Source organism: Methylobacterium sp. DB0501, from assembly GCF_011043735.1.
Lineage (GTDB): Bacteria > Pseudomonadota > Alphaproteobacteria > Rhizobiales > Beijerinckiaceae > Methylobacterium > Methylobacterium alsaeris.
The window spans coordinates 43,427-64,461 of sequence record NZ_JAAKGV010000013.1 but is presented as its reverse complement, the minus strand read 5'-3'; the positions used below and the strand labels follow the sequence as shown (position 1 = coordinate 64,461).

The 21,035-nt window shown below is 72.4% G+C and carries 20 protein-coding genes; 13 read left to right on the top strand and 7 right to left on the bottom strand.

Features of this window, described 5'->3' with window-relative positions; all coding sequences use genetic code 11:
• Positions 1–39 precede the first annotated feature (39 nt).
• The 7 genes from hemA (at position 40) to G4G93_RS19360 (ending at position 8,066) form a co-directional block, all read left to right on the top strand.
• Positions 40–1,251, top strand: a complete 1,212-nt coding sequence (gene hemA / locus G4G93_RS19390; RefSeq protein ID WP_165086456.1) for a 5-aminolevulinate synthase — start codon at positions 40–42, stop codon at positions 1,249–1,251.
• Between the two features lie 338 nt (positions 1,252–1,589).
• Entirely contained in the window at positions 1,590–2,636 is a 1,047-nt protein-coding gene (gene bchI / locus G4G93_RS19385; RefSeq protein ID WP_206289883.1) for a magnesium chelatase ATPase subunit I, read from the top strand.
• A complete protein-coding gene (locus tag G4G93_RS19380; protein WP_165086452.1) occupies positions 2,633–4,369 on the top strand; it encodes a magnesium chelatase subunit D in 1,737 nt (578 codons plus the stop codon). Before bchI ends, G4G93_RS19380 begins: the two co-directional genes overlap by 4 nt.
• Positions 4,370–4,372: 3 nt before the next feature.
• Entirely contained in the window at positions 4,373–5,260 is an 888-nt protein-coding gene (gene bchO, locus G4G93_RS19375) for an alpha/beta fold hydrolase BchO (protein ID WP_165086450.1), read from the top strand.
• An 85-nt stretch (positions 5,261–5,345) separates the two neighbouring features.
• A complete protein-coding gene (locus tag G4G93_RS19370; RefSeq protein WP_165086448.1) occupies positions 5,346–6,872 on the top strand; it encodes a phytoene desaturase in 1,527 nt (508 codons plus the stop codon).
• The gene (locus tag G4G93_RS19365) at positions 6,853–7,932 is read left to right on the top strand and encodes a phytoene/squalene synthase family protein (protein WP_165086446.1); all 1,080 of its coding nucleotides are present in this window, start codon (positions 6,853–6,855) and stop codon (positions 7,930–7,932) included. Before G4G93_RS19370 ends, G4G93_RS19365 begins: the two co-directional genes overlap by 20 nt.
• Complete coding sequence (locus G4G93_RS19360; protein ID WP_165086445.1) at positions 7,929–8,066, top strand: hypothetical protein; 138 nt, start codon at positions 7,929–7,931, stop codon at positions 8,064–8,066. The genes G4G93_RS19365 and G4G93_RS19360 overlap by 4 nt, the downstream gene beginning before the upstream one ends.
• A gap of 84 nt (positions 8,067–8,150) precedes the next feature.
• On the opposite strand, the gene G4G93_RS19355 is transcribed toward G4G93_RS19360, so the two are convergent.
• Together G4G93_RS19355 and G4G93_RS19350 are read right to left on the bottom strand one after the other, a co-directional pair.
• Entirely contained in the window at positions 8,151–9,194 is a 1,044-nt protein-coding gene (locus G4G93_RS19355) for an esterase-like activity of phytase family protein (protein ID WP_165086443.1), read from the bottom strand.
• A 150-nt stretch (positions 9,195–9,344) separates the two neighbouring features.
• Positions 9,345–9,668, bottom strand: coding sequence for a hypothetical protein (locus tag G4G93_RS19350; RefSeq protein ID WP_165086441.1), 324 nt, complete (start codon positions 9,666–9,668; stop codon positions 9,345–9,347).
• A gap of 289 nt (positions 9,669–9,957) precedes the next feature.
• Between G4G93_RS19350 and G4G93_RS19345 the strand changes: the two genes are divergently transcribed.
• Complete coding sequence (locus G4G93_RS19345) at positions 9,958–10,230, top strand: hypothetical protein (protein ID WP_165086439.1); 273 nt, start codon at positions 9,958–9,960, stop codon at positions 10,228–10,230.
• 422 nt (positions 10,231–10,652) lie between these two features.
• Here the strand turns inward: G4G93_RS19345 and lpdA are convergent, their stop codons facing one another.
• From lpdA to G4G93_RS19320, 5 genes are read right to left on the bottom strand one after another with little or no spacing between them, the layout of a single operon-like run.
• Complete coding sequence (gene lpdA / locus G4G93_RS19340; protein ID WP_165086437.1) at positions 10,653–12,041, bottom strand: dihydrolipoyl dehydrogenase; 1,389 nt, start codon at positions 12,039–12,041, stop codon at positions 10,653–10,655.
• Between the two features lie 3 nt (positions 12,042–12,044).
• On the bottom strand, positions 12,045–13,433 hold the full coding sequence (locus G4G93_RS19335; protein WP_165086436.1) for a dihydrolipoamide acetyltransferase family protein: 1,389 nt from the start codon (positions 13,431–13,433) through the stop codon (positions 12,045–12,047).
• 3 nt (positions 13,434–13,436) lie between these two features.
• Positions 13,437–14,450 (bottom strand): alpha-ketoacid dehydrogenase subunit beta, encoded by a 1,014-nt coding sequence (locus tag G4G93_RS19330; protein WP_165086434.1) that lies wholly within the window; start codon positions 14,448–14,450, stop codon positions 13,437–13,439.
• Between the two features lies 1 nt (position 14,451).
• Positions 14,452–15,699, bottom strand: coding sequence for a 3-methyl-2-oxobutanoate dehydrogenase (2-methylpropanoyl-transferring) subunit alpha (locus G4G93_RS19325; protein ID WP_165086432.1), 1,248 nt, complete (start codon positions 15,697–15,699; stop codon positions 14,452–14,454).
• A gap of 57 nt (positions 15,700–15,756) precedes the next feature.
• On the bottom strand, positions 15,757–15,960 hold the full coding sequence (locus G4G93_RS19320; protein WP_165086431.1) for a hypothetical protein: 204 nt from the start codon (positions 15,958–15,960) through the stop codon (positions 15,757–15,759).
• 103 nt (positions 15,961–16,063) lie between these two features.
• Between G4G93_RS19320 and G4G93_RS19315 the strand changes: the two genes are divergently transcribed.
• From G4G93_RS19315 to G4G93_RS19295, 5 genes are all read left to right on the top strand, one after another.
• Positions 16,064–16,618: an Lrp/AsnC family transcriptional regulator gene (locus tag G4G93_RS19315; protein WP_165086429.1), complete on the top strand. Its 555-nt coding sequence runs from the start codon at positions 16,064–16,066 to the stop codon at positions 16,616–16,618.
• A 302-nt stretch (positions 16,619–16,920) separates the two neighbouring features.
• On the top strand, positions 16,921–18,096 hold the full coding sequence (locus tag G4G93_RS19310) for an ABC transporter substrate-binding protein (protein WP_165086427.1): 1,176 nt from the start codon (positions 16,921–16,923) through the stop codon (positions 18,094–18,096).
• Between the two features lie 46 nt (positions 18,097–18,142).
• Positions 18,143–19,210 (top strand): ABC transporter ATP-binding protein, encoded by a 1,068-nt coding sequence (locus tag G4G93_RS19305; RefSeq protein WP_165086425.1) that lies wholly within the window; start codon positions 18,143–18,145, stop codon positions 19,208–19,210.
• A 62-nt stretch (positions 19,211–19,272) separates the two neighbouring features.
• Positions 19,273–20,130, top strand: coding sequence for an ABC transporter permease (locus G4G93_RS19300; RefSeq protein WP_165086605.1), 858 nt, complete (start codon positions 19,273–19,275; stop codon positions 20,128–20,130).
• A complete protein-coding gene (locus tag G4G93_RS19295; protein WP_165086423.1) occupies positions 20,127–20,969 on the top strand; it encodes an ABC transporter permease in 843 nt (280 codons plus the stop codon). Before G4G93_RS19300 ends, G4G93_RS19295 begins: the two co-directional genes overlap by 4 nt.
• The last annotated feature ends 66 nt before the right edge of the window (positions 20,970–21,035 follow it).

Genomic DNA, 21,035 nt, shown 5'->3' with positions numbered 1-21,035 from the left:
CGAACACGATCAGAAAAGCACCGTACAAGGGGACGTTCGATGGACTACGAAGCGCACTTCTCCGCCGCTCTCCAAGGCCTGCACCGCGAGGGACGCTACCGGGTCTTCACCGACCTCGAGCGGCAGGCCGGCCGGTTCCCCTACGCCACCCAGCACGGCGCCCACGGCACCCGCGAGGTGACGGTGTGGTGCTCGAACGACTATCTCGGCATGGGCCAGCATCCGGCAGTGACGAGCGCGATGCACGAGGCGATCGACCGCTGCGGCGCCGGCGCCGGCGGCACCCGCAACATTTCTGGCACCAACCACTACCACGTGCTGCTGGAGCGGGAACTCGCCGACCTGCACGGCAAGGAGGCGGCCCTCCTCTTCACCTCGGGCTACGTCTCGAACTGGGCCGGGCTCGGGACGCTCGCCTCCAAGCTGCCGGGCTGCGTGGTGTTTTCCGACGAGGGCAACCACGCCTCGATGATCGAGGGCATCCGCTCCAGCCGGGCCGAGCGCCACATCTTCCGCCACAACGACCCCGACGACCTCGACCGCAAGCTCAGCCTCGTCGATCCCAGGCTGCCCAAGCTCGTCGCGTTCGAGTCGGTCTACTCGATGGATGGCGACATCGCGCCGATCGCCGAACTCTGCGACGTGGCGGAGGCGCACGGCGCCATGACTTATCTCGACGAGGTCCATGCGGTGGGCCTCTACGGACCGCGCGGCGGCGGCATCGCCGAGCGCGAGGGTCTGATGCACCGCCTCACGGTGATCGAGGGCACACTGGGCAAGGCCTTCGCGGTATCGGGTGGTTACATCGCGGCCTCCAGCGCGCTCTGCGATTTCGTGCGCAGCTTCGCCTCGGGCTTCATCTTCACCACCTCGCTGCCCCCCGCCGTCGCGGCCGGTGCGGCGGCCAGCATCCGCCACCTCAAGGCGAGCGGGGCGGAGCGCGAGCGGCATCAGGACCGCGTCGCGGCGGTGCGCCGGCGCCTCGCGTCGATCGGCATCCCGCTCCTCGACAACCCGAGCCACATCGTACCGGTGATGGTGGGTGATCCGGTCCAGTGCAAGCAGATCAGCGACACGCTGCTCGACGAGTTCGGGATCTACGTGCAGCCGATCAACTATCCGACCGTGCCCCGCGGCACCGAGCGCCTGCGGATCACCCCGTCGCCGCTCCACAGCGACGCCGATATCGATCACCTGGCGCTGGCCCTCGGGACGATCTGGGGCCGGATCGGGCTGGCGCGGGCGGCGTAGCTCCAAACCCGCCCCCCTCTGCGGGGAAGGGTGCCCGGCAGAGCCGAGCGGGAGAGGGGCGGTGCGACGCTGATCCCGGTGGCGTCCATCATCGCGGTCGCGACACTTACGGAAGCGGGGTGCCCCTCTCCCGGCCCCTGCCGACGCAGGGGCCGCCCTCCTCCGCAGCGGGGAAGGGCTTTTTTCGTGCCACCGTCGTCAACTCAAACGGCCGTCAATTTCATTAGACATTCCTGCTCCCCCGGCCGATCCTGGCACCCACCCCTCACGGACGAGGATCCAACGTGGCGCCCACCCAATCGGCCCTGTCCCGGCGGGCTCCGAAGCCGGGATTCGTGATGCCGACCGTGCTCCCCGAGGCGACGCCCCGGCCGCCCTATCCGTTCTCGGCGATCGTCGGGCAGGATGCGATGCGACGCGCGCTGCTGGTCGCCGCGGTCGATCCGGCGGTGGGCGGGGTGCTGGTCTTCGGCGACCGCGGCACCGGCAAGTCCACCGCCGTGCGGGCGCTCGCCGCCCTGCTGCCGCCGATGCGGGCGGTGGCGGGCTGCGCCTATTCCTGCGATCCCGTCGATGCCGCCGCGCTCTGCCCGGCCTGCGCCGCCCGCCGGGGGCAGGGACTGGCCGTCAAGACCGTGCCGGTGCCGGTGGTCGACCTGCCGCTCGGCGCCACCGAGGACCGGGTCGTCGGGGCGCTCGATATCGGCCGGGCGCTCGGGGCCGGCGAGAAGGCGTTCGAGCCGGGGCTGCTCGCCCGCGCCAATCGCGGCTTCCTCTACATCGACGAGGTCAACCTGCTCGAGGACCACCTCGTCGACCTGCTCCTCGACGTAGCGGCCTCGGGCGTGAACACCGTGGAGCGCGAGGGCCTGAGCCTGCGCCACCCGGCGCGCTTCGTCCTCGTCGGCAGCGGCAACCCGGAAGAGGGCGAGCTGCGCCCGCAACTCCTCGACCGCTTCGGCCTCGCCGTCACGGTGACCACCCCGACCGACCTCGCGACCCGCGTGGCGATCGTGCGCCGCCGCGACGCCTACGAGCGCGATCCGGCGGCCTTCGCGGCGGAATGGGCCGCCGAGGAGGCGCGGCTCGGCGGGCAGATCCTCGCGGCCCGGGCCCGCCTCGCCGAGGTCGAGGTGCCGGACGCGATCCTGGAGGCCGCCGCCCGCCTGTGCCTGGCGCTCGGTACCGACGGGTTGCGCGGCGAACTGACCCTGATGCGCACCGCCCGGGCGCTCGCGAGCCTCGACGGCGCCGCGACCGTCACCCTGGACCACCTGCGCGAGGTCGCCCCGGGTTCCTTGAGTCACCGCCTGCGCCGCAACCCCCTGGACGAGGCCGGCTCCGAGGCGCGGATCGCCCGGGCGCTCGCCGAGGTCCTCGGGTGAGCGCCGCGCCGGACCCGGTCTGGATCCAGGCCTGCCTGGCGGCCGCGCTCGTCGCCCTCGATCCCACCGGGACCGGAATCGTGGTCCGCGCCCGGCCCGGCCCGGTGCGCGAGGCCTGGCTCGCGCATCTGCGCGCCCTCCTGCCCGACGACGCGCCGGTGACGCGCCTGCCCGCTTCCATCGCCGACGACGCGCTCCTCGGCGGGCTCGACCTGCCGGCCACCCTGCGGACCGGCCGGCCGGTGGCCCAGGCGGGGCTGCTCGCCCGCGGGCACGGCGGCGTGATGGTGGTGCCGATGGCCGAGCGCCTCGGCGCCGGCACCGCGGCGCGGATCGCCCAGGTGCTCGACACCGGTACCGTCGAGGTCGCCCGGGACGGCATCGCCGCCCGGCACCCGGCGCGGGTCGGCCTGGTGCTCCTCGACGAGGGGGAGGGCGAGGACGAGGCCCCGCCGGCCGGCCTCGCCGACCGCGCGGCGATCCATCTCGACCTCGACGCCGTTCCGTCGGCTGCGCTCGCCGCCACGCCGACGCCGCCCGACCTTGCCGCGGCCCGCGCGGCGGCTTGGCCCTCGGCCGACGGGGAGGCCGCCGAGATCGTGTGCGGCGTCGCGGCCCGGCTCGGCATCGCCTCCTTGCGCGCACCGCTCCTCGCCCTGCAGGTGGCGCGGGCGCACGCGGCCTTCGCCGGCCGGGACGCGGTGACGGATGCCGATCTCTCCGCCGCCATCGGCCTGGTGCTGGCGCCGCGGGCGCGCAACTGGCCGCAAGATACGGGGCAAGAGACGGGGCAAGACACCGAGGATGCGCCGGCCGAGCCGCCGCCGGAGGAGGAGGGCGATCGGGCCGGGCCGACCGGCCCGATGGGGGACGAGGACCGCATCCTCGCGGCCGTCGCGGCGAGCCTGCCGCCCGGTCTCCTCGCCCGTCTGGCCGCGGGCGAGGCGCCCCGCACCCGTTCGCCCGGTGCCGGACGGACCGGAGCCGCCGCGGCGGCGCGAGCCGGTCGTCCGGTCGGGGCGCGGCCGGGCGATCCGCGCCGCGGGCGGCTCGCCCTGATCGAGACCCTGCAGGCCGCCGCGCCCTGGCAGCGCCTGCGCCGGGGGGAGGGCGAGGCCGGCTTGCGCATCACGGCGGACGACCTGCGCATCCGCCGCCTCGTGCAAAGGCGCGAGACCACCACGATCTTCGCGGTCGACGCCTCCGGCTCCGCGGCCCTGGAGCGGCTGGCCGAGGCCAAGGGCGCGGTCGAGTCGCTGCTCGCCGAGTGCTACGTGCGCCGCGACCGGGTCGCCCTCGTGGCGTTCCGGGGCAAGGAGGCCGACCTGCTCCTCGCCCCGACCCGCTCGCTGGTGCGCGCCAAGCGCGCGCTGGCCTCCCTGCCCGGCGGCGGCGGCACGCCGCTCGCAGCCGGCATCGAGGCGGCCGGCAAGCTCGCCGCCGCCGAGCGCCGCGGCGGCCGCAGCCCGGTCGTGCTGCTCCTCACCGACGGCCGCGCCAACATCGCCCGCTCCGGCCAGCCGGGCCGGGCGCAAGCCGCATCGGACGCCCTGGCGGCGGCCCGGCTTCTCGCGGCGGAGGGCACCCGCGCCCTGGTGATCGATACCGCCGCCCGCCCGCAGGAGGCCGCCAGGGCCCTCGCCGCCGCGATGGCGGCGCGCTACCTCGCCATGCCGCAGGCCGACGCCGCGCGCCTGACCCGGGCCGTGCGCGAGGCTGCCCCGACGGGTTGAGCCATGTCCCCTTCCGACGACAGGCCCGCCTTCGCCCGGGAAGGCCGCGACTGGCCGAACCGCGAGGCGAGCCGCTTCGTCAGCGCCGGCGGCCTGACCTGGCACGTGCAGGAGGCCGGCGCGGGGCCGGTCCTGCTCCTCGTCCACGGCACCGGCGCGGCGACCCATTCCTGGCGCGGGCTGCTGCCGCTCCTTGCCCGCGACTTCCGGGTGATTGCCCCGGACCTGCCCGGCCACGGTTTCACCGATCCGCTGCCGACGCCCTCCCTGCCGCGCATGGCCCGGTCGCTCGCCGACCTCCTGCGCGTCCTCGACGCGAAGCCCGACGTCGCGGTCGGCCATTCGGCGGGTGCGGCGATCCTGGCGCGTCTCCGTCTCGACGGCGCGGTGTCGCCGCGCCTCCTCGTCGGGCTCAACGCGGCGCTCAAGCCGTTCCCGGGCATGGCCGGCTTCATCTTCCCGGCGATGGCCCGCGCCCTGTTCCTCAACCCGGTGACGCCGCGGGTCTTCGCGTGGTCGGCCGACCGCGCGGCGGTGGAGCGGCTGATCGGCGGCACCGGCTCGACCCTCGACCGCACCGGCCTCGATCTCTACCGCCGCCTGTTCCAGACCCCCGGCCACGTCGCCGGGGCGCTGGGCATGATGGCGAACTGGGACCTTGCCGCCCTCGACCGCGACCTGCCACGCCTCGCGGGCCCGCTGCTGCTCATCGTCGGCGGCAAGGACCGCACCATCGCGCCCGACATCTCCTTCGGCCTCGCCGACCGCCTCGGCGGACGGGCGCGGGTGGAGCTGCTGCGCGGCCTCGGGCATCTGGCGCACGAGGAGAAGCCCGACGTGGTGGCGGGGCTGATCCGGGCCGGGGCGGCGCGGGAGGGCATCGTGGCGTGAGCGCCTGCGCGCCTTTTCGAGGATGATGCGCGACACCCGCTTTCCCGCTTGCCACCCGCCCCGACCGCGATGATAGTGTCAACTTATGTTGACACTCGACGACGCGCCGCCGCGGGTCACCGCCGCCCGGCGCCGGCCCCGCGCAGTGGTGATCGGCAGCGGCTTCGGCGGGCTCGCGGCGGCCGTGCGGCTCGGCGCGCGGGGCTACCGGGTCAGCGTGCTGGAGCGGCTGGAGCAACCGGGCGGGCGGGCGCGGGTCCACCGGCAGGACGGCTTCACCTTCGATGCCGGGCCGACCATCGTCACCGCGCCGTTCCTGTTCGAGGAGCTTTGGGCCCTGTGCGGGCGTCGTCTCGCCGACGACGTCACCCTGGTGCCGATGCACCCGTTCTACCGCATCCGCTTCGACGACGGCACGACCTTCGCGATGAGCGGCGATGCGGAGGTGATGCGCGCGGAGGTGGAGCGCCTGAGCCCCGGCGAGGCGCCGGCCTATGACCGCTTCATGGCGCTCTCGGACGAGCTGTGCCGGGTCGGGTTCGAACAGCTCGGCGCGGTGCCGTTCGGGCGCGTCACCGACATGCTGCGCATCGCCCCCGACCTGGTGCGCATCGGCGGCCATCGCAGCGTCTACGGCCTGGTCTCGTCGGTGTTCCGCGACGAGCGCCTGCGCACCGCCTTCAGCTTCCACCCGCTGCTGATCGGCGGCTCGCCGTTCCGGGCGAGCGCGCTCTACTGCCTGATCGCCGCGCTCGAGCGCCGCTGGGGCGTGCATTCGGCGCTCGGCGGCACCGGCGCCCTGGTGCGCGGGATGGTGTCGCTCATCGAGGGGCAGGGCGGCGAGGTGCGGTGCGGCGCCGAGGTCGCGCGCATCCTCGTCACGGACGGCACCGCCTGCGGCGTGGCGCTCGCCGACGGTACCGAGATCGCCGCCGACGTGGTGGTGTCGAACGCCGATTCCGCCGTCACGGCTCTCGACCTGCTGCCGCCGGAGGCGCGGGGCTGGCGCGAGCGTCGGCTCGCCCGGGCGCATTCCTCCATGGGGCTGTTCGTCTGGTATTTCGGCACGCGGCGCCGCTATCCGGATTTGGCCCACCACACGATCCTGCTCGGTCCGCGCTATCGCGGGCTCCTCGACGACATCTTCGGCGCCAAGGTGCTGGCCGAGGACATGAGCCTCTACCTCCACCGCCCGACCGCGACCGATCCGAGCGTGGCGCCGCCGGGCCATGACGCATTCTACGTGCTCGCCCCGGTGCCGAACCTCGCCGGGGGCCAGGACTGGGCGGCTCTGGCCGAGCCGTACCGGCAGCGCATCGCCGCACGCCTCGAATCCACCGTCCTGCCGGGCCTGTCCGGTTCCCTCGTCACCTCGCGGGTGACGACGCCGCAGGACTTCTCCGACGATTTCCTGGCCTATCGCGGCTCGGGCTTCGGCCTCGAGCCGATCCTGACTCAGAGCGCGTATTTCCGCCCGCACAACCGCAGCAGGGCGGTGCGCCACCTCTACCTCGTCGGTGCCGGCACCCATCCGGGGGCCGGGCTGCCGGGCGTGCTGTCGTCCTCGAAGATCCTCGATCGCGTGGTGCCCGATGCTGCCGTCTTCGCCTGATGCGCGTCGCCAGACGCCCTTTGCCGCGTCCCTCGCCCGCTCCGCCGACCACGCCGCCTGCCGGGCGGCGATCCGCACCGGCTCGCGCAGCTTCTACGCCGCCTCGTGGCTGCTGCCTCAGGATGTCCGCCGGGACGCCTACGGGCTCTACGCCTTCTGCCGCCTCTCCGACGACGCAGTCGACGGAGCGGGCGCCCGGGCCGACGCGGTGCCGCGGCTGCGGGCGCGCCTGGCGCTCGCCTATGCCGGCCGGCCCGCCGACGCGCCCGCCGACCGGGCGCTCGCCGAGATCGTGACCCGCCACGCGATGCCCCAGGCCCTGCCGGCCGCCCTCCTCGAAGGTCTGGACTGGGATGCCGCCGGGCGGCGCTACCCGGATCTCACGGCGCTCTGCGCCTACGCGACCCGGGTCGCCGGCTCGGTCGGGGCGATGATGACGCTCCTGATGGGGGTGCGCTCGCCCGAGGCCCTGGCCCGGGCCTGCGACCTCGGCATCGCCATGCAGCTCACCAACATCGCCCGCGACGTCGGCGAGGATGCGAGGGCCGGCCGCCTCTACCTGCCGGAATCCTGGCTGCGCGAGGCCGGGATCGATCCCGACGCCTTCCTGGCCCGGCCGGAGCCGAGCCCCGCCCTCGCCGGCGTGGTCGCCCGCCTGCTGGAGGCCGCCGACCTGCTCTATGCCCGCGCGGATTCGGGCATCGCGCTGCTGCCCGCCGCCTGCCGCCCTGCGGTGCGCGCCGCCGGGCTGATCTATGCCGAGATTGGCCGCGACCTGACCCGGGCCGGGCTCGACCCGGTCAGCCGCCGCGCCCGGGTGCCGGGCGCCCGCAAGGCCCGGCTCCTCGCCCGCGCCCTCGTCACACCCTCGATCCGCCGCGCCGACCGGCCGGCCCTGCCGGAGGCGGCGTTCCTGCTCGATGCCGTGGCGGCGATGCCGGTCCCGGCCGCCGCGACGCGGCCGGCCTGGTGGAACCTCAGCGGCCAGGTCGTGCGCGTCCTCGACCTGATCGAGACCCTGCGCGAGCGCGAACGCCTCGGTGGCGCGGCCTCCCCATGAGCGAGACGCTGTTCGCGTTGCTCGACATCGGGCTCGTCTTCGGGCCGGTGCTGGGCTTCGCGTTCTGGCAGCTCCGGGTGCTGCGGCGGGACAAGCGGAAGGCCGCGGGCGGGAGGCCGAAGCGGGAAGGGTGACGTGGTCGCCCGGTCGTCCCGGGGTCTCGGCTGCGCCGAGCCCGGGACGACGTGGAGGGCCTGTCAGGCGGCCCTACCGATCTCTCACGGGAGCTCCAGCACCACGCTCCGGAACCCCTGCGGCTTGCGGGCCGGGCAAATGTCGCCGTCGTCGCTGACGACCTGCACCTTCTTGCCGTCCGCGGCGACGATCAGGCCCTCGGGCTGGAAGTCCGGGATCGCCGCCAGCGCCTCGGCCGCCCCGGCGACGCGGTCCGGAGCCTCGCCGGCCTTGCCGGACCAGCGGTAGATGTCGGCGGCCTCGCCGCCGCTGCCCGATCCGCCGGCGATGAGGAAATAGGCCTTGATCCCCGGCGCGTAGGCGATGTCGCGGATGCCGCGGCCCTTGAGGTCGAGGGCGATCGGCTTGGCGAGCTTCGGCGCCGCGCCGCCCGCCAGCACCTCGGACGGGTTCTCGAACGGGATCACCAGGGCGTCGTTGTCGGCGTTGAGCGGATTGCGCAGACCCACGAGCAGACCGCGCCCGTCCGGGGTCTGGCTCAAGCCCTCGAGGGCAAGGCCGCGCCGCCGCGGGCTGAGGCTGGGCTTCGCCGCGAGATCGACGGCGATGCGCTCGGCGAGGGCCGGGTCGAGGTCGGCGATCGCCTTGGCGAGGCCGCCGAACGCCTTGTCCTTCGGGCTCACCGCAGGCGCCTTGGGATCGCCGCCGACCGACAGGGCGAGCATCTGGCGCGACGCCTCGCGGGTGCGGCCTTCCGCGTCGCGGGCGTGGGAGCCCATCACCACCAGGTCGCTGCCGAGCCAGGCGAGGGATTCGAGGTCGGCCTTGGCCGGCTCCTCGCTGCGGCCGGTGGCGAGGGCGGCGTCGAGGTCGCCGCCCTTCAGGGCGAGCGGCGGGCCGGATTCGTCGGCCTTGTAGAGCCGCAGGGTGTTGTCGTCGTCGTCCACCACCAGGAAGCGGTCGCCGAAGCTGCCGGCGGGGAAGGGGACGGCGCCGGAGGCCTCGCACAGGCCCCAATGCATCAGCACCGGACCCGCCTTCACCTCGGCGCGCGCACCTTGCGCCGCGAGACAGAGGGCGAGCACGGAAACGAGTTTCTCCAGGCGCAAGGTGCCCCGGCCCGTCATGGCGATCCTCCGGATGTCCCGGCCCGTCGGTGCGAACCGTCTTCGCAGTATTTCACGCGGCCAAGCATTCCTTCAATGCGGCCGGCGAAAATTCTTTGCGTCACGAGGTCGAACAGCGCGGCCGGGCACGGAGCCCATGCTCGCGGCGCCTCAGGCCTCCTCCTGCGCGGTCGCCTCGCCGGCCTTCCGGCGCTGCTCGGCGACGAAGCGGCGGCGCGCCTCGGCCGCCTGCCGGAACGCCTTCGAGCGCGGCGGCAGCGCGGCCAGCTTGCCGATCTCGCGCAGGATCAGCTCGGCCTCGAAGGCCGCGGCGCGCTCCAGCGCGACGGCCCGGCTGTCGGCGCCGTGGGAGGCCGCGTGGCGCTCCAGTCCGTCGCGGCAGACCGCGACGCGGTATTCGAGCCACGCCAGCACGTCGTCGAAGGCGCGCTCCCGGGTCTCCGCGACGGTGGCCCGGCGCTTCGTCTCGCTCACTCCTCGTCCCTCCGCGACACGGACGGACGATGATCTCGCACATCCTGCCACGATTTGCCGACTCGCCGGGGATCCGCAGGCCGGATCGCCGGCGCCTCGCCACCGCGCGACCCGAGCGGAATTCCGGCCTGGAAGGGGGATCGCCGCCCTGCGGTCCGGCGGGGCGAAGCGAGGGTGGGCTGCCCCGTGCGGCCGCGGCGCGAAGCACAATGCTGTCATTCTCCGGATTTATGTTGTCGATCTGGCTGGAATGCCGTTAGGATAGACAGGTCGGATCGGGGATATAAACTTGGATACGCTCAGAAATATCGCGAAATTTTCTGAAAATATTCTGATGGTTGCGACGATCGCATCGGTGCTCGGTCTTGCCACGCAGCCGGCCTTCGCGCAGGCGCGGGCCGACCGGGAGCGATGTGCGGAATCGGTCGGGATCCAGACGCGCCACGACGGCCGGAACGTCTGGATCAAGAGGAAGGTGTCGGGGAAGACCTACAGCGCTTTTCTTCGCTGCACCGACGCCGTCGCGATGAGGCATGCGGAGGCGACGCCGACGAGGCGCTGACCGACGGTCGGGGCAGCTGGTACCGGGATCCTGTCCGCGAACCGGCAGGGTCCTGGCTCTGTCCCTCGACGACGAGCGGAGCGAGGGTCAGGATTACCGCCGAACGTCGCCGTCCGGCGGGACACGTCGTACGAAACCCGATTGATCGCTTCCGGCGATCCTGTCGGATCACTGTCGCGATGCGGATTTCGGTTTCGAACAGACGCCGCTCGGGCTCATGACGCCGTCGACGGAAGGCATATTCTGGACATCATTCCGGTAGTTCGACCGCTCGCGGAGGCGGCGTGGACGCCACCCCCGCCAGGCGCGTCCGTGTCCGTCTGGAGCACTGCCCGATCGCGTTGCAATCGGGCAGTGCTCCAGATCTTTGGTTTTACTGCATGTCCTGAGACGACCCGGTATCCGCTTCGTCGGAAAATGCTTTAGATGTGCAAAGCCTCGCCGAGCGCCCGCAGGTTCGCCTCGTGGAAGGCTTCGCCGAGGGTCGGGTGGGCGTGGATCGTGCCGGCGATGTCTTCCAGCCGGGCCCCCATCTCGAGCGCGAGCCCAAATCCTGCCGCCAGTTCCGACACCCCGGCCCCCACCGCCTGGATGCCGAGCAGCAGGTGGTTGTCGGCCCGCGCCGTCACCCGCACGAAGCCGTCCTCGGCGCCGAGCGTCATGGCGCGGCCGTTGGCGGCGAAGGGGAAGAGGCCGGTGCGGATCTCGTGGCCGGCGGCGCGGGCTTCCTCCGGCGAGAGACCCGCCGAGACCACCTCGGGGTCGGTGAAGCAGACCGCCGGGATTGCCACCTTGTGGAAGGCGCGGCGGCGGCCGGCGACGAGGTCGGCCACCATCTCGCCCTGCGCCATGGCGCGGTGGGCCAGCATCGGCTCGCCGGTGACGTCGCCCACCGCCCAGACGTTGCGCATCGAGGTGGCGCAGCGCTCGTCGATGCGGATGAACGGCCCGCTCATGTCGAGGTCCAGCCGGTCGAGCCCGAAATCCTGCGTGCGCGCCTTGCGCCCAACCGCGACCAGGATCACCTCGGCCGGAATTTTTCGAGGCTCGCCGCCGACCTCGATGTCGAGCGCGTCGCCCGAGAGCCCGGTTGCCTTGGCGCCGAGCAGGACCTCGATCCCGAGCGCCCCCAGGCGCCGCGCCACCGGCCGGGTCAGCTCGGCATCGTAGGCCGGCAGGATCCGCTCGGCCATCTCGACTACCGTGACCTTGGCGCCGAGCTTGGCGAAGGCGGTGCCGAGTTCGAGCCCGATATAGCCCGCCCCCACCACCGCCATCGTGGCCGGGACCTTTTGCAGCGACAGCGCCTCGGTCGAGGAGATCACCCGCCCGCCGAAGGGCAGGTGGGGAAGCGCCGCCGGGACCGAGCCGGTGGCGAGAATGACGTGATCGGCCCGCACCCGCTCGGGCCCGGTATCGGTCTCGACGAGGCAGGTCTTGCCGTCGACCATGGTGCCGCGCCCGCGCAGGATCTTGACCCCGCCGCGCTTCAGGAGCGACGCGACGCCGGTGTTGAGCCGCCCGACGATGCCGTCCTTCCAGGCGATCGTGCGGGGAAAGTCGAGCGTCGGCGGGCCGGCCGAGAGCCCGAAGGGCGAGGCCTCCCCGGCGTGCAGCACGGCCGCGTGATAGGCCTCGGCGGCGTGGATCATCGCCTTCGAGGGGATGCAGCCGACATTGAGGCAGGTGCCCCCTAAGCGGTTCTCCTCGACCAGCACGGTGTCGATGCCGTGCTGGCCGGCGCGGATCGCCGCGACGTAGCCGCCCGGGCCGCCGCCGAGCACCAGGAGCTTGGTGGTGATCTCGCCCACGGGTTAGGCCTCCATGAACAAAGTCGCGGGCGTCTCGAGCAGGCCCTTGAGCGCCTGCACGAACAGGGCGGCGTCGTAGCCGTCGACCACCCGGTGATCGAAGGACGCCGAGAGGTTCATCGTCAGGCGCGGCACGAAGGCGCCGTCGCGCCAGAGCGGGCGCATCACCTGCTTGTTGACGCCGATGATCGCCACTTCCGGCCGGTTGATCACTGGCGTCGTCACGATCCCGCCGAGCGCGCCGAGCGACGTGATGGTGATGGTCGAGCCCGACAGCTCGTCGCGGGCGGCGAGCCCGTTGCGGGCGGCCTCGGCGAGGCGGCGCACCTCGGCCGCCGAATTCCAGACGTCCCGGGTCTCGGCGTGGCGGAGCACCGGCACCATCAGGCCCGACGGCGTCTGGGTGGCGATGCCGACATGGATGCCGGCATGGCGATGGATCACCTCCGCCTCGTCGTCGTAGTGGGCGTTCATCTGCGGGAAGTCCGGCAGGGCGCGCACCAGGGCCTGGACCAGGAACGGGATCAGGGTCAGCTTCGGCCGGCTCGCGCCGTGGCGCTGGTTGAGGGCGGCGCGCAATTCCTCCACCGCAGTCACGTCGACCTCCTCGACGTAGGAGAAGTGGGCGACGCGGCGCTTGGCATCGGCCATGCGCTGGGCGATGCGCCGGCGCAGGCCGATGACCTTGATCTCCTCGACGCCCGTCCGCGGGGCCCGGCCTGCGGGAGCGGGGGCCGCGTCCTCCGGCGGGGCGTTCAGGAAGGCGTCGAGGTCGTCATGGCCGATGCGGCCGGCCGGCCCGGTGCCGCGCACTTGGCGCAGGTCGATGCCGGCCTCCAGCGCCCGGCGACGCACGGCCGGCGAGGCGACCGGCTTCTCGCCGGACGGGCGGGGCGGACCGGAGGAGGGCGCCGCCGCGGCGGGGCGCGGGGCAGGGGCCGCGGGCTTCGCCGCTACGGGTCTCGGCGGCTCGGCCGGCTTCGGTGCGGCGGCGGGTTTCGGGGCCGGCGCAGGCTGGGCCGGCTCCAGGCCGTCCGCAGCCGGGACCAGGGCCGCGGCGGATTGGCCGGAAGCCGCGTCCTGCGCCTTCGCGACCTCGGGCGCCACCGCGACGCCCGCATCCGGGGTCGAGGCGGGTGCGGCCTCCCCGCCCTCGATCTCCAGCCGCACCAGCTCGGCGCCGACCGCCAGCATCTGGCCGGCCTCGGCCCCGAGCGCCGCCACGGTGCCGCTCACCGGCGAGGGGATCTCGACGGTGGCCTTGTCGGTCATCACGTCGGCGAGCGGTTGGTCCTCGCGGACCACGTCGCCGACCTTGACGTGCCAGGCCGAGACCTCGGCCTCGGCCACGCCCTCGCCGATATCCGGGAGCTTGACGATGCGAAAGCCCATGTCTCAGCCCTCCAGCGCGGCGCGAAGGGCCCGGCCGACGCGCTCGGGGCCCGGGAAATAGGCCCATTCCTGGGCGTGCGGGTAGGGCGTGTCCCAGCCGGCGACCCGGACGATCGGCGCCTCCAGGTGGTAGAAGCAGGATTCCTGCACCAGCGCCGCGAGTTCGGCGCCGAAGCCCGAGGTCAGGGTCGCCTCGTGGGCGATGACGCAGCGCCCGGTCTTGCGCACCGAGGCCTCGATCGTCTCCATGTCGAGGGGCAGCAGCGTCCTCAGGTCGATCACCTCGGCATCGATCCCCGTCTCGGCCGCCGCGGCCTCGGCGACGTGCACGATGGTGCCGTAGGCCAGAACCGTCACGGCCGCGCCCTCGCGCCGGATCGCCGCCTTGCCGAGCGGCACGGTGTAGTGCCCGTCCGGCACCTCGCCGAGGTCGTGGCGGGCCCACGGGGTCACCGGCCGGTCGTGATGGCCGTCGAAGGGGCCGTTATAGAGGCGCTTCGGCTCCAGGAAGATCACCGGGTCCGGATCCTCGATCGCGGCGATCAGGAGGCCCTTGGCATCGTAGGGGTTCGACGGCACCACGGTCTTCAGGCCCGCCACGTGGGTGAACAGGGCCTCGGGGCTCTGGCTGTGGGTCTGGCCGCCGAAGATGCCGCCGCCGGTCGGCATCCGCACCACGATCGGGGCGGTGAACTGGCCGCCGGAGCGGTAGCGCAGGCGTGCGGCCTCGGATACGATCTGGTCGTAGGCCGGGTACATGTAGTCGGCGAACTGAATTTCCACGCAGGGCTTCAGCCCGTAGGCGGCCATGCCGACGGCGGCGCCGACGATGCCCAATTCGTTGATCGGCGCGTCGAAGCAGCGGCTCTTGCCGAAGCGGGCCTGCAAGCCTTGGGTGCAGCGGAAGACGCCGCCGAAATAGCCGACATCTTCGCCAAACACGACCACGTCGTCGTCGCGCTCCATCGCCACGGCCATCGCGTCGCGGATGGCCTCGATCATCGTGCGGCGCGGCATGTCAGTACCCCGCCTGCTGGCGCTGACGGCGCAGGTGAGGGGGCATCTCGGCAAACACTCCTTCGAACATGTCGCGCGGGGACGGCTTGCCGCCGGCATGCAGCGTGCCGTGGGTCTCGGCCTCGCGTTGCGCCGCCACGACCTCGTCGAGGATCTCGGCCTCGCCCTGGCGGTGGCGCTCCTCCGACCAGGCGCCGCGGGCGATCAGGTGATCCTTCAGGCGCCTGACCGGGTCGCCCAGCGGCCAGGCATCGAACTCGGTCTTCGGCCGGTAGGCGGAGGGGTCGTCGGAGGTCGAGTGCGCGCCGGCCCGGTAGGTGACGTATTCGACGAGGGTCGGCCCGAGATTGCGCCGCGCCCGCTCCACCGCCCATTTCGCCACCGCGTGGACGGCGAGGTAGTCGTTGCCGTCGACCCGCAGAGCCGGGATGCCGAAGCCGTGGCCCCGCGCCGCGAAGGTCGAGGAGCCGCCGCGGGCGAAGCCCTGGAAGGTCGAGATCGCCCACTGGTTGTTGACGACGTTGAGCACCACCGGCGCCCGGTAGGTCGAGGCGAAGACGAGCGCCGCGTGAAAATCCGATTCCGCGGTCGAGCCGTCGCCGATCCAGGCGGCGGCGATCTTCGTGTCGTTCTTGATCGCCGAGGCCATCGCCCAGCCGACGGCCTGGACGTACTGGGTCGCGAGGTTGCCGGAGATCGAGAAGAAGCCGTGGTCCTTCGACGAGTACATCACCGGCAATTGCCGGCCGTGCAGCGGATCGTTCTCGTTGGAGTAGATCTGGCACATCATGTCGACGAGCGGATAGTCGCCGGCGATGAGGAGGCCCGCCTGGCGATAGGTCGGGAAGTTCATGTCGCCGGGCTGGAGTGCCCGGCGGAAGGCGGTGCTCACCGCCTCCTCGCCGAGATGCTGCATGTAGAACGAGGTCTTGCCCTGGCGCTGGGCCATCAGCATGCGGGCATCGAAGGCGCGCAGCTTCATCATGTCGCGCAGGCCCGCGAGCAGCTCCTCGTCAGTGAGCGAGCCAGCCCAGGGGCCGACCGCGTTGCCCTCCGTGTCGAGCACCCGGATCAGCGTGTAGGCGAGGTCGCGGATCTCGGCCGCCGCCACGTCGACCGGGGGACGGCGGACCGCGCCGGCCTCGGGGATGTCGAGGTCGGAGAAGCTCGGATTGCCGCCGGGACGGACGGCGGGCTCCGGCACATGAAGACTCAAGGGGTGCTGAAGGCTCAGGGGATCAGGCGGCATGGTCGAGGCCCTTGGGGAGAGGGGTCGCAGACGGGACTTCCGGGGACGACCGGCGGATCAGGCGGAGGAACGGCCGACCTGCGCCTCGACCACCGCCGGACGGCGGCGCGCGAAGGGGGCGGCGGGGACGGCGCCGTCGGCGTCGAGGGTGCGGGCGGGGGTGCCGGTGCGCGCGCCCTTGCCGAGCCCCTGCGTCGCGCCGTCGGCGACGTGCGCGATCCGGGTTCGGATCCGGATGAGGTGCCCTCGGTCAAGAGCCATTGCGCGTCCTCCCGCGACGCTTGATTTCCCCGACTGTAGCCCGGTCCGGCCGGATGGTCCTCGCCGATTTTCGACGCTAAAACGGGCTACCGGAGAACACGCGATGGCCCCGAAGGGCGAAACACCGAACAGGCGTTCTGCGCGCACGCCGGACCTTCCGAGAGGCGCCGAGCCGCACCGGCTCGACGAGATCGACCGCAAGATCCTCGGTGCGCTGCGGGCCGACGGGCGGCTGACCATCGCGGCGCTTGCCGAGCGGGTCGGCTTGTCGCAATCGCCGTGCTGGACGCGGCTGCGCCGCCTGGAGGAGGCGGGGCTGATCCGCGATTACGTGGCTCTGCTCGACCACCGGGCGCTCGGCTTGCCCGACGTGGTCTTCGTCGAGGTCACCCTCGACAAGCACGACGACTCGGTGCTGGAGGCCTTCGGCATCGAGATCCTGCGCATCCCGGAGGTGCTGGAGGCGCATCTGGTGAGCGGCGAATACGATTACATCATCAAGGTCGCGGTCAGCGGCACCGCGCATTACGAGCGCTTCCTGCGCGAGAAGCTGTACCGGCTCCGCGGCATCCGGCAGTCGCGCTCGGTCTTCGCGCTGCGCACCCTCAAGCAGGAGGTCTCGGTCGATCCGGTGGCGATCGGGCGGTCGGTGCCGTAGGCGGGCAGCGTGTTAAGGTCGCCGATCTTCCTCGTCAGCCGTCTCCCTTGATCCCGGATCTTCCTCCGCTTCGCTTCAGTCGTCCGTGACAGGGAGCGGCGACGAAGCCGCGCCTTGGTGTCTGCCGGTTTTGCCGTATCGACGGTGACCCTCCCGACTGTTGTCGCGTGGCGCTTGGCGGAGCGTCACGCGGATCGTCACAGGCTTGACGCGCTAAAATATTAGTGCACCAATGCTGCGCACGACACGGGCCGCCAGAGCCCGACGCTCGGGCCGCGCGCGCGGCGGGAACGGGGGGAAACATGACGATCACACGCCGCGGAGCGGTCGCGAGTCTCGCCGCCGGGATGGGTCTCGGCCTCTCGGGCCGGGCTTTCGCGCAACTCCCCCTGCCCAAATCCCCCGTCGTCGTCACGGTGGTCGACGTGGCGGGCAACCTCGCCCTGACCCAGAAGGCGATCGAAGGCTATCGCCGGGCGCGGCCCGGCGTGGTCTCGCGCTTCGCCTTCACCAAGGCGCCGGCGCCGGAACTGCCCTCGAAGCTCAAGGCGCAGCAGGCCGCCGGCCGGGTCGACATCGACCTCGTGCTCACCGGCACCGACGGCATCGCCGCCGGCATCGAGCAGAAGCTGTGGGTCGACCTCAAGCCCCATGCCGGCCAGTTGCCGAAGCCCGCCGACATCTACCAGCCCGCCGCGCTCCGGCTGAACGGCCTCGCGCAGGACCAGGGCCTGTGCGTCGCCTGGTACCCGTCCGGCCCGTTGATCGAGTACATGCCCGACCGGGTGAAGACGGTGCCGACCACGGCGGAAGAGCTTCTGGCCTGGGCGCGCCAGAACAAGGGCAAGTTCATGTATGCCCGTCCGGCCAATTCCGGCCCGGGCCGCACCTGGATCATGGGCCTGCCCTACATCCTCGGCGACAAGGATCCGGCCGACCCGGCCAAGGGCTGGGACAAGACCTGGGAGTACCTGACGGCGATCGGCGAGACGGTCGATTACTATCCGGGCGGTACTTCGCAGACGATGAAGGAGCTCGGCGAGGGCAGCCGCGACATCGTCGTCTCGACGACCGGCTGGGACATCAACCCGCGGGTTCTCGGCGTCGTGCCGGCCGAGGCCAAGGTCGGGGCGCTCAAGAACTTCCGCTGGGTGGCCGACGCCCACTACATGGCGGTGCCGAAGGGCGTGCCGGACGAGAAGCTGGCGGTCATCCTCGACCTGATGGCGTTCCTGCTCCAGCCGGCGCAGCAGGCCTACACCTACGACGAGGGCTACTTCTATCCCGGCCCCGCCGTGAAGGGCGTCACCCTCGACATGGCCCCGCCGGAGAGCCGCGCGGCGCTCAAGGAATTCGGCCGGCCGGAATACGACAGGATGATCGCCGACCACCCGATCGAGATGCCGCTCGACGCCGACAGGATGGTGGTGGCCTTCCGCCGCTGGGACGAGCAGGTCGGCTCCGGCAAGAAGCGCTAACACCCGCCTGGGGCCCGGACAGAGGGTGCGGCAGGAGAGGACACCGATGGCACGCCATCACGAGGCGCCGCAGGACCTGCGGTTGAGCGGCCTGAGCCGCCGGTTCGGCGCGATGACCGCCCTCGACGGGCTCGACCTGACGATCAAGGGGGGCGAGTTCATCGCCCTTCTGGGGCCGTCGGGCTGCGGCAAGTCGACGGCGCTCAACTGCATCGCCGGGCTGCTGCCGCTCACCGGCGGGGCGATCCATCTCGGCGAGCGCCGCATCGACCGGCTGAAGCCCGAGGAGCGCGGCTTCGGCATGGTGTTCCAGAGCTACGCCCTCTTCCCGCACATGAACGTGGCGAAAAATGTCGGCTTCGGCCTCGCCATGCGGGGCATCAAGGGCGAGGCGGCGGCCCGCCGCGTCGACGACGCGCTGGCGTTGGTGCGGCTGCAATCGCAGGCCGCCAAGCTCCCGGGCCAGATGTCCGGCGGCCAGCAGCAGCGCGTCGCCATCGCCCGGGCGATCGTGATCGAGCCCCCGGTGGTGCTGATGGACGAGCCGCTGTCGAACCTCGACGCGAAGCTCCGTCTCGAGATGCGGGCCGAGATCCGCCGCATCCACGACGCCATCGGCTCGACCACGATCTACGTCACCCACGACCAGGACGAGGCCCTGTCGATGGCCGACCGGATCGTGGTGATGCGCGACGGGCGCATCCGCCAGGTCGGCACGCCGGAAGACCTCTACGAGCGCCCGGCCCATCCGGACGTCGCCGACTTCATGGGTTTTCGCAATCGCCTGCGCGGGCGCACGGTCGCGGTCAGCGGCGAGCGGGCCGAGGTCGAGGTCTGCGGCACCCGCCTTGCCGGCACCTTGCGCGAATCCCTGAATCCCGGCGCGCCGGCCGTCGCCTCGATCCGCCCGGAGGACCTGATCCCCGCGGCCGAGGGCCTGCCGGCCCGGGTCGCCAGCGTGGAATATCGCGGCCGGGCCTTCTTCGGCACCGCCGTGGCGGCGGACGGAACCGAACTGTTCTTCCGCTCCGACCGGGCGGTGGCGCAGGACGAGACCCTGCGCCTTGCCGCCGCCTCGCCCCGGGTGCTGGTCTTCCCCGGGGAGGCCGCGTGACCTCGGCCTCGCTCCCCGCCGCGACGCCGGCCCCGTCCCGGTCCGAGCGGCCGCCGCTCCCGGTGCGCCTCGCGGCCCGCGGCCTCGACGGCACCACGCTGCTGGTGCTGCCGGCGCTCGTCGCGATCCTCGGGCTGTTCGTCTATCCCTTCGCCTACGGTCTGGTGCTGTCGCTGCAGCCGAAGGCCGGCGCCTGGTGGGCGAACTACGCCCGCTTCTTCTCCGACCCGTTCCTCTACGACACGATCGGCGCCACCCTGCGCCTCGCGCTCCCGGTGACCGTGCTCAACCTCGCGCTCGCGGTGCCGATCGCGCTCCGGGTCCGGCTGATGCGCCGCCAGCGCCTGCTCACGACCATCCTGGTCCTGCCGATCACCCTCGGCACGGTGCTGGTGGCCGAGGGCCTGCTCAACTTCCTCGGGCCGCAGGGCTGGTTCAACCGCACGCTGGTCTGGCTCGGGCTGATCGCCGGGCCGCTCAAGCTCACCAACAATTACTGGGGCGTCTTCGCCTCGCTGCTCATCACCGGCTTCCCGTTCGCCTTCCTGCTGACGCTCTCCTCGGTCACGGGCATCGACCCGGCCCTGGAACAGGCGGCGGCGACCCACGGCGCCAATGCGTGGCAGCGCTTCAGGACGGTGATCCTGCCGCTGATCCTGCCGGGCCTCGCCGTGACCTTCTGCCTGTCCTTCGTCCAGGCCTTCTCGGTGTTTCCGTCCGCGGTACTCCTCGGCGCGCCGGCCGGCGCCACGCGGGTGATCTCGATCGCGGCCTATCAGGCGGCGTTCGAGGAATACGATTACTCGCTGGCCTCGGCGATCGCGATGATCATGGGCGCGGTGCAGCTCGCCATCGTGGCGGCCCTGCTCTGGGCGCGCACGCTCCTCTATACCGGCCCGGTCGGAGGCACCAAGGGATGATCCGCGACACCGGCCTCGGCTCGCGCCTGTGGCGGATGGCGGTCTGGGCCGTCACGCTGCTGTTCTGCCTCAACCTGCTGGCGATGATCGCCGCGGTGGTCCTCAACTCCTTCGCCACGCGCTGGCTCGGCACCTGGCTGCCGCTCGGTTTCACCACCCGCTGGTACGCCTCGGCCTGGGACGAGTTCCAGCTCAGCGAGGTGCTGGGGGTGACCCTCCAGGTGGTGTTCCTGGTGGTGTTCCTGTCCGGGCTCCTCGGCGTCACGGCGGCCTACGCGCTGGCGCGGCGCGACTTTCCGGGCAAGCGGCTGGTGATGCTGGTCTTCCTGCTGCCGCTGCTCGTCCCGCCGATCACCTACGGCATCCCGCTCGCCACGGTGCTCTACCAGGCCGGCCTCGCCGGCACGCTCTGGGGCGTGGTGCTGGCCAACCTCGTGCCGAGCGTGCCGTTCGTGGTGCTGGTGATGATCCCGTTCATCGAGCAGATCGACCCGCGCATCGAGGCGGCGGCCCGGGTCTTCGGCGCCGGCACCCGCCAGCTCTTCCTGCGGGTACTCCTGCCGCTGCTCCTGCCCGGCATCCTGGCCGCCCTGCTGCTGGTGCTGGTGCGCACCATCGCGATGTTCGAGCTGACCTTCCTGGTCGCCGGGCCGACGAGCCAGACCCTGGTGGTGGCGCTCTACTACGCGGTCTTCGCCGCCGGCGTGCGGGCCGGGCAGTCGATCGACGCGATGGCGGTGGTCTACATGGCGCTGACGCTGGTCTGGCTGGTGATCGCACTACGCTTCGTCAACCCGACGCAGATCGTGGCACGATCGAAGCAGCAGGCGGCGCATTGAGGGGTTTCGGTGCCGATGCCGTTCGGGCGTACGGACGTGAAATCCTCCACGTCGTTCCGGGGCCGC

Coding starts and splice junctions, on each gene's coding strand:
- hemA (WP_165086456.1), top strand. CDS start 40: ATGGACTACGAAGCGCACTTCTCCGCCGCTCTCCAAGGCCTGCACCGC.
- bchI (WP_206289883.1), top strand. CDS start 1,590: ATGCCGACCGTGCTCCCCGAGGCGACGCCCCGGCCGCCCTATCCGTTC.
- bchO (WP_165086450.1), top strand. CDS start 4,373: ATGTCCCCTTCCGACGACAGGCCCGCCTTCGCCCGGGAAGGCCGCGAC.
- G4G93_RS19370 (WP_165086448.1), top strand. CDS start 5,346: ATGTTGACACTCGACGACGCGCCGCCGCGGGTCACCGCCGCCCGGCGC.
- G4G93_RS19365 (WP_165086446.1), top strand. CDS start 6,853: ATGCTGCCGTCTTCGCCTGATGCGCGTCGCCAGACGCCCTTTGCCGCG.
- G4G93_RS19360 (WP_165086445.1), top strand. CDS start 7,929: ATGAGCGAGACGCTGTTCGCGTTGCTCGACATCGGGCTCGTCTTCGGG.
- G4G93_RS19355 (WP_165086443.1), bottom strand. CDS start 9,194: ATGACGGGCCGGGGCACCTTGCGCCTGGAGAAACTCGTTTCCGTGCTC.
- G4G93_RS19335 (WP_165086436.1), bottom strand. CDS start 13,433: ATGGGCTTTCGCATCGTCAAGCTCCCGGATATCGGCGAGGGCGTGGCC.
- G4G93_RS19330 (WP_165086434.1), bottom strand. CDS start 14,450: ATGCCGCGCCGCACGATGATCGAGGCCATCCGCGACGCGATGGCCGTG.
- G4G93_RS19325 (WP_165086432.1), bottom strand. CDS start 15,699: ATGCCGCCTGATCCCCTGAGCCTTCAGCACCCCTTGAGTCTTCATGTG.
- G4G93_RS19320 (WP_165086431.1), bottom strand. CDS start 15,960: ATGGCTCTTGACCGAGGGCACCTCATCCGGATCCGAACCCGGATCGCG.
- G4G93_RS19315 (WP_165086429.1), top strand. CDS start 16,064: ATGGCCCCGAAGGGCGAAACACCGAACAGGCGTTCTGCGCGCACGCCG.
- G4G93_RS19310 (WP_165086427.1), top strand. CDS start 16,921: ATGACGATCACACGCCGCGGAGCGGTCGCGAGTCTCGCCGCCGGGATG.
- G4G93_RS19305 (WP_165086425.1), top strand. CDS start 18,143: ATGGCACGCCATCACGAGGCGCCGCAGGACCTGCGGTTGAGCGGCCTG.
- G4G93_RS19295 (WP_165086423.1), top strand. CDS start 20,127: ATGATCCGCGACACCGGCCTCGGCTCGCGCCTGTGGCGGATGGCGGTC.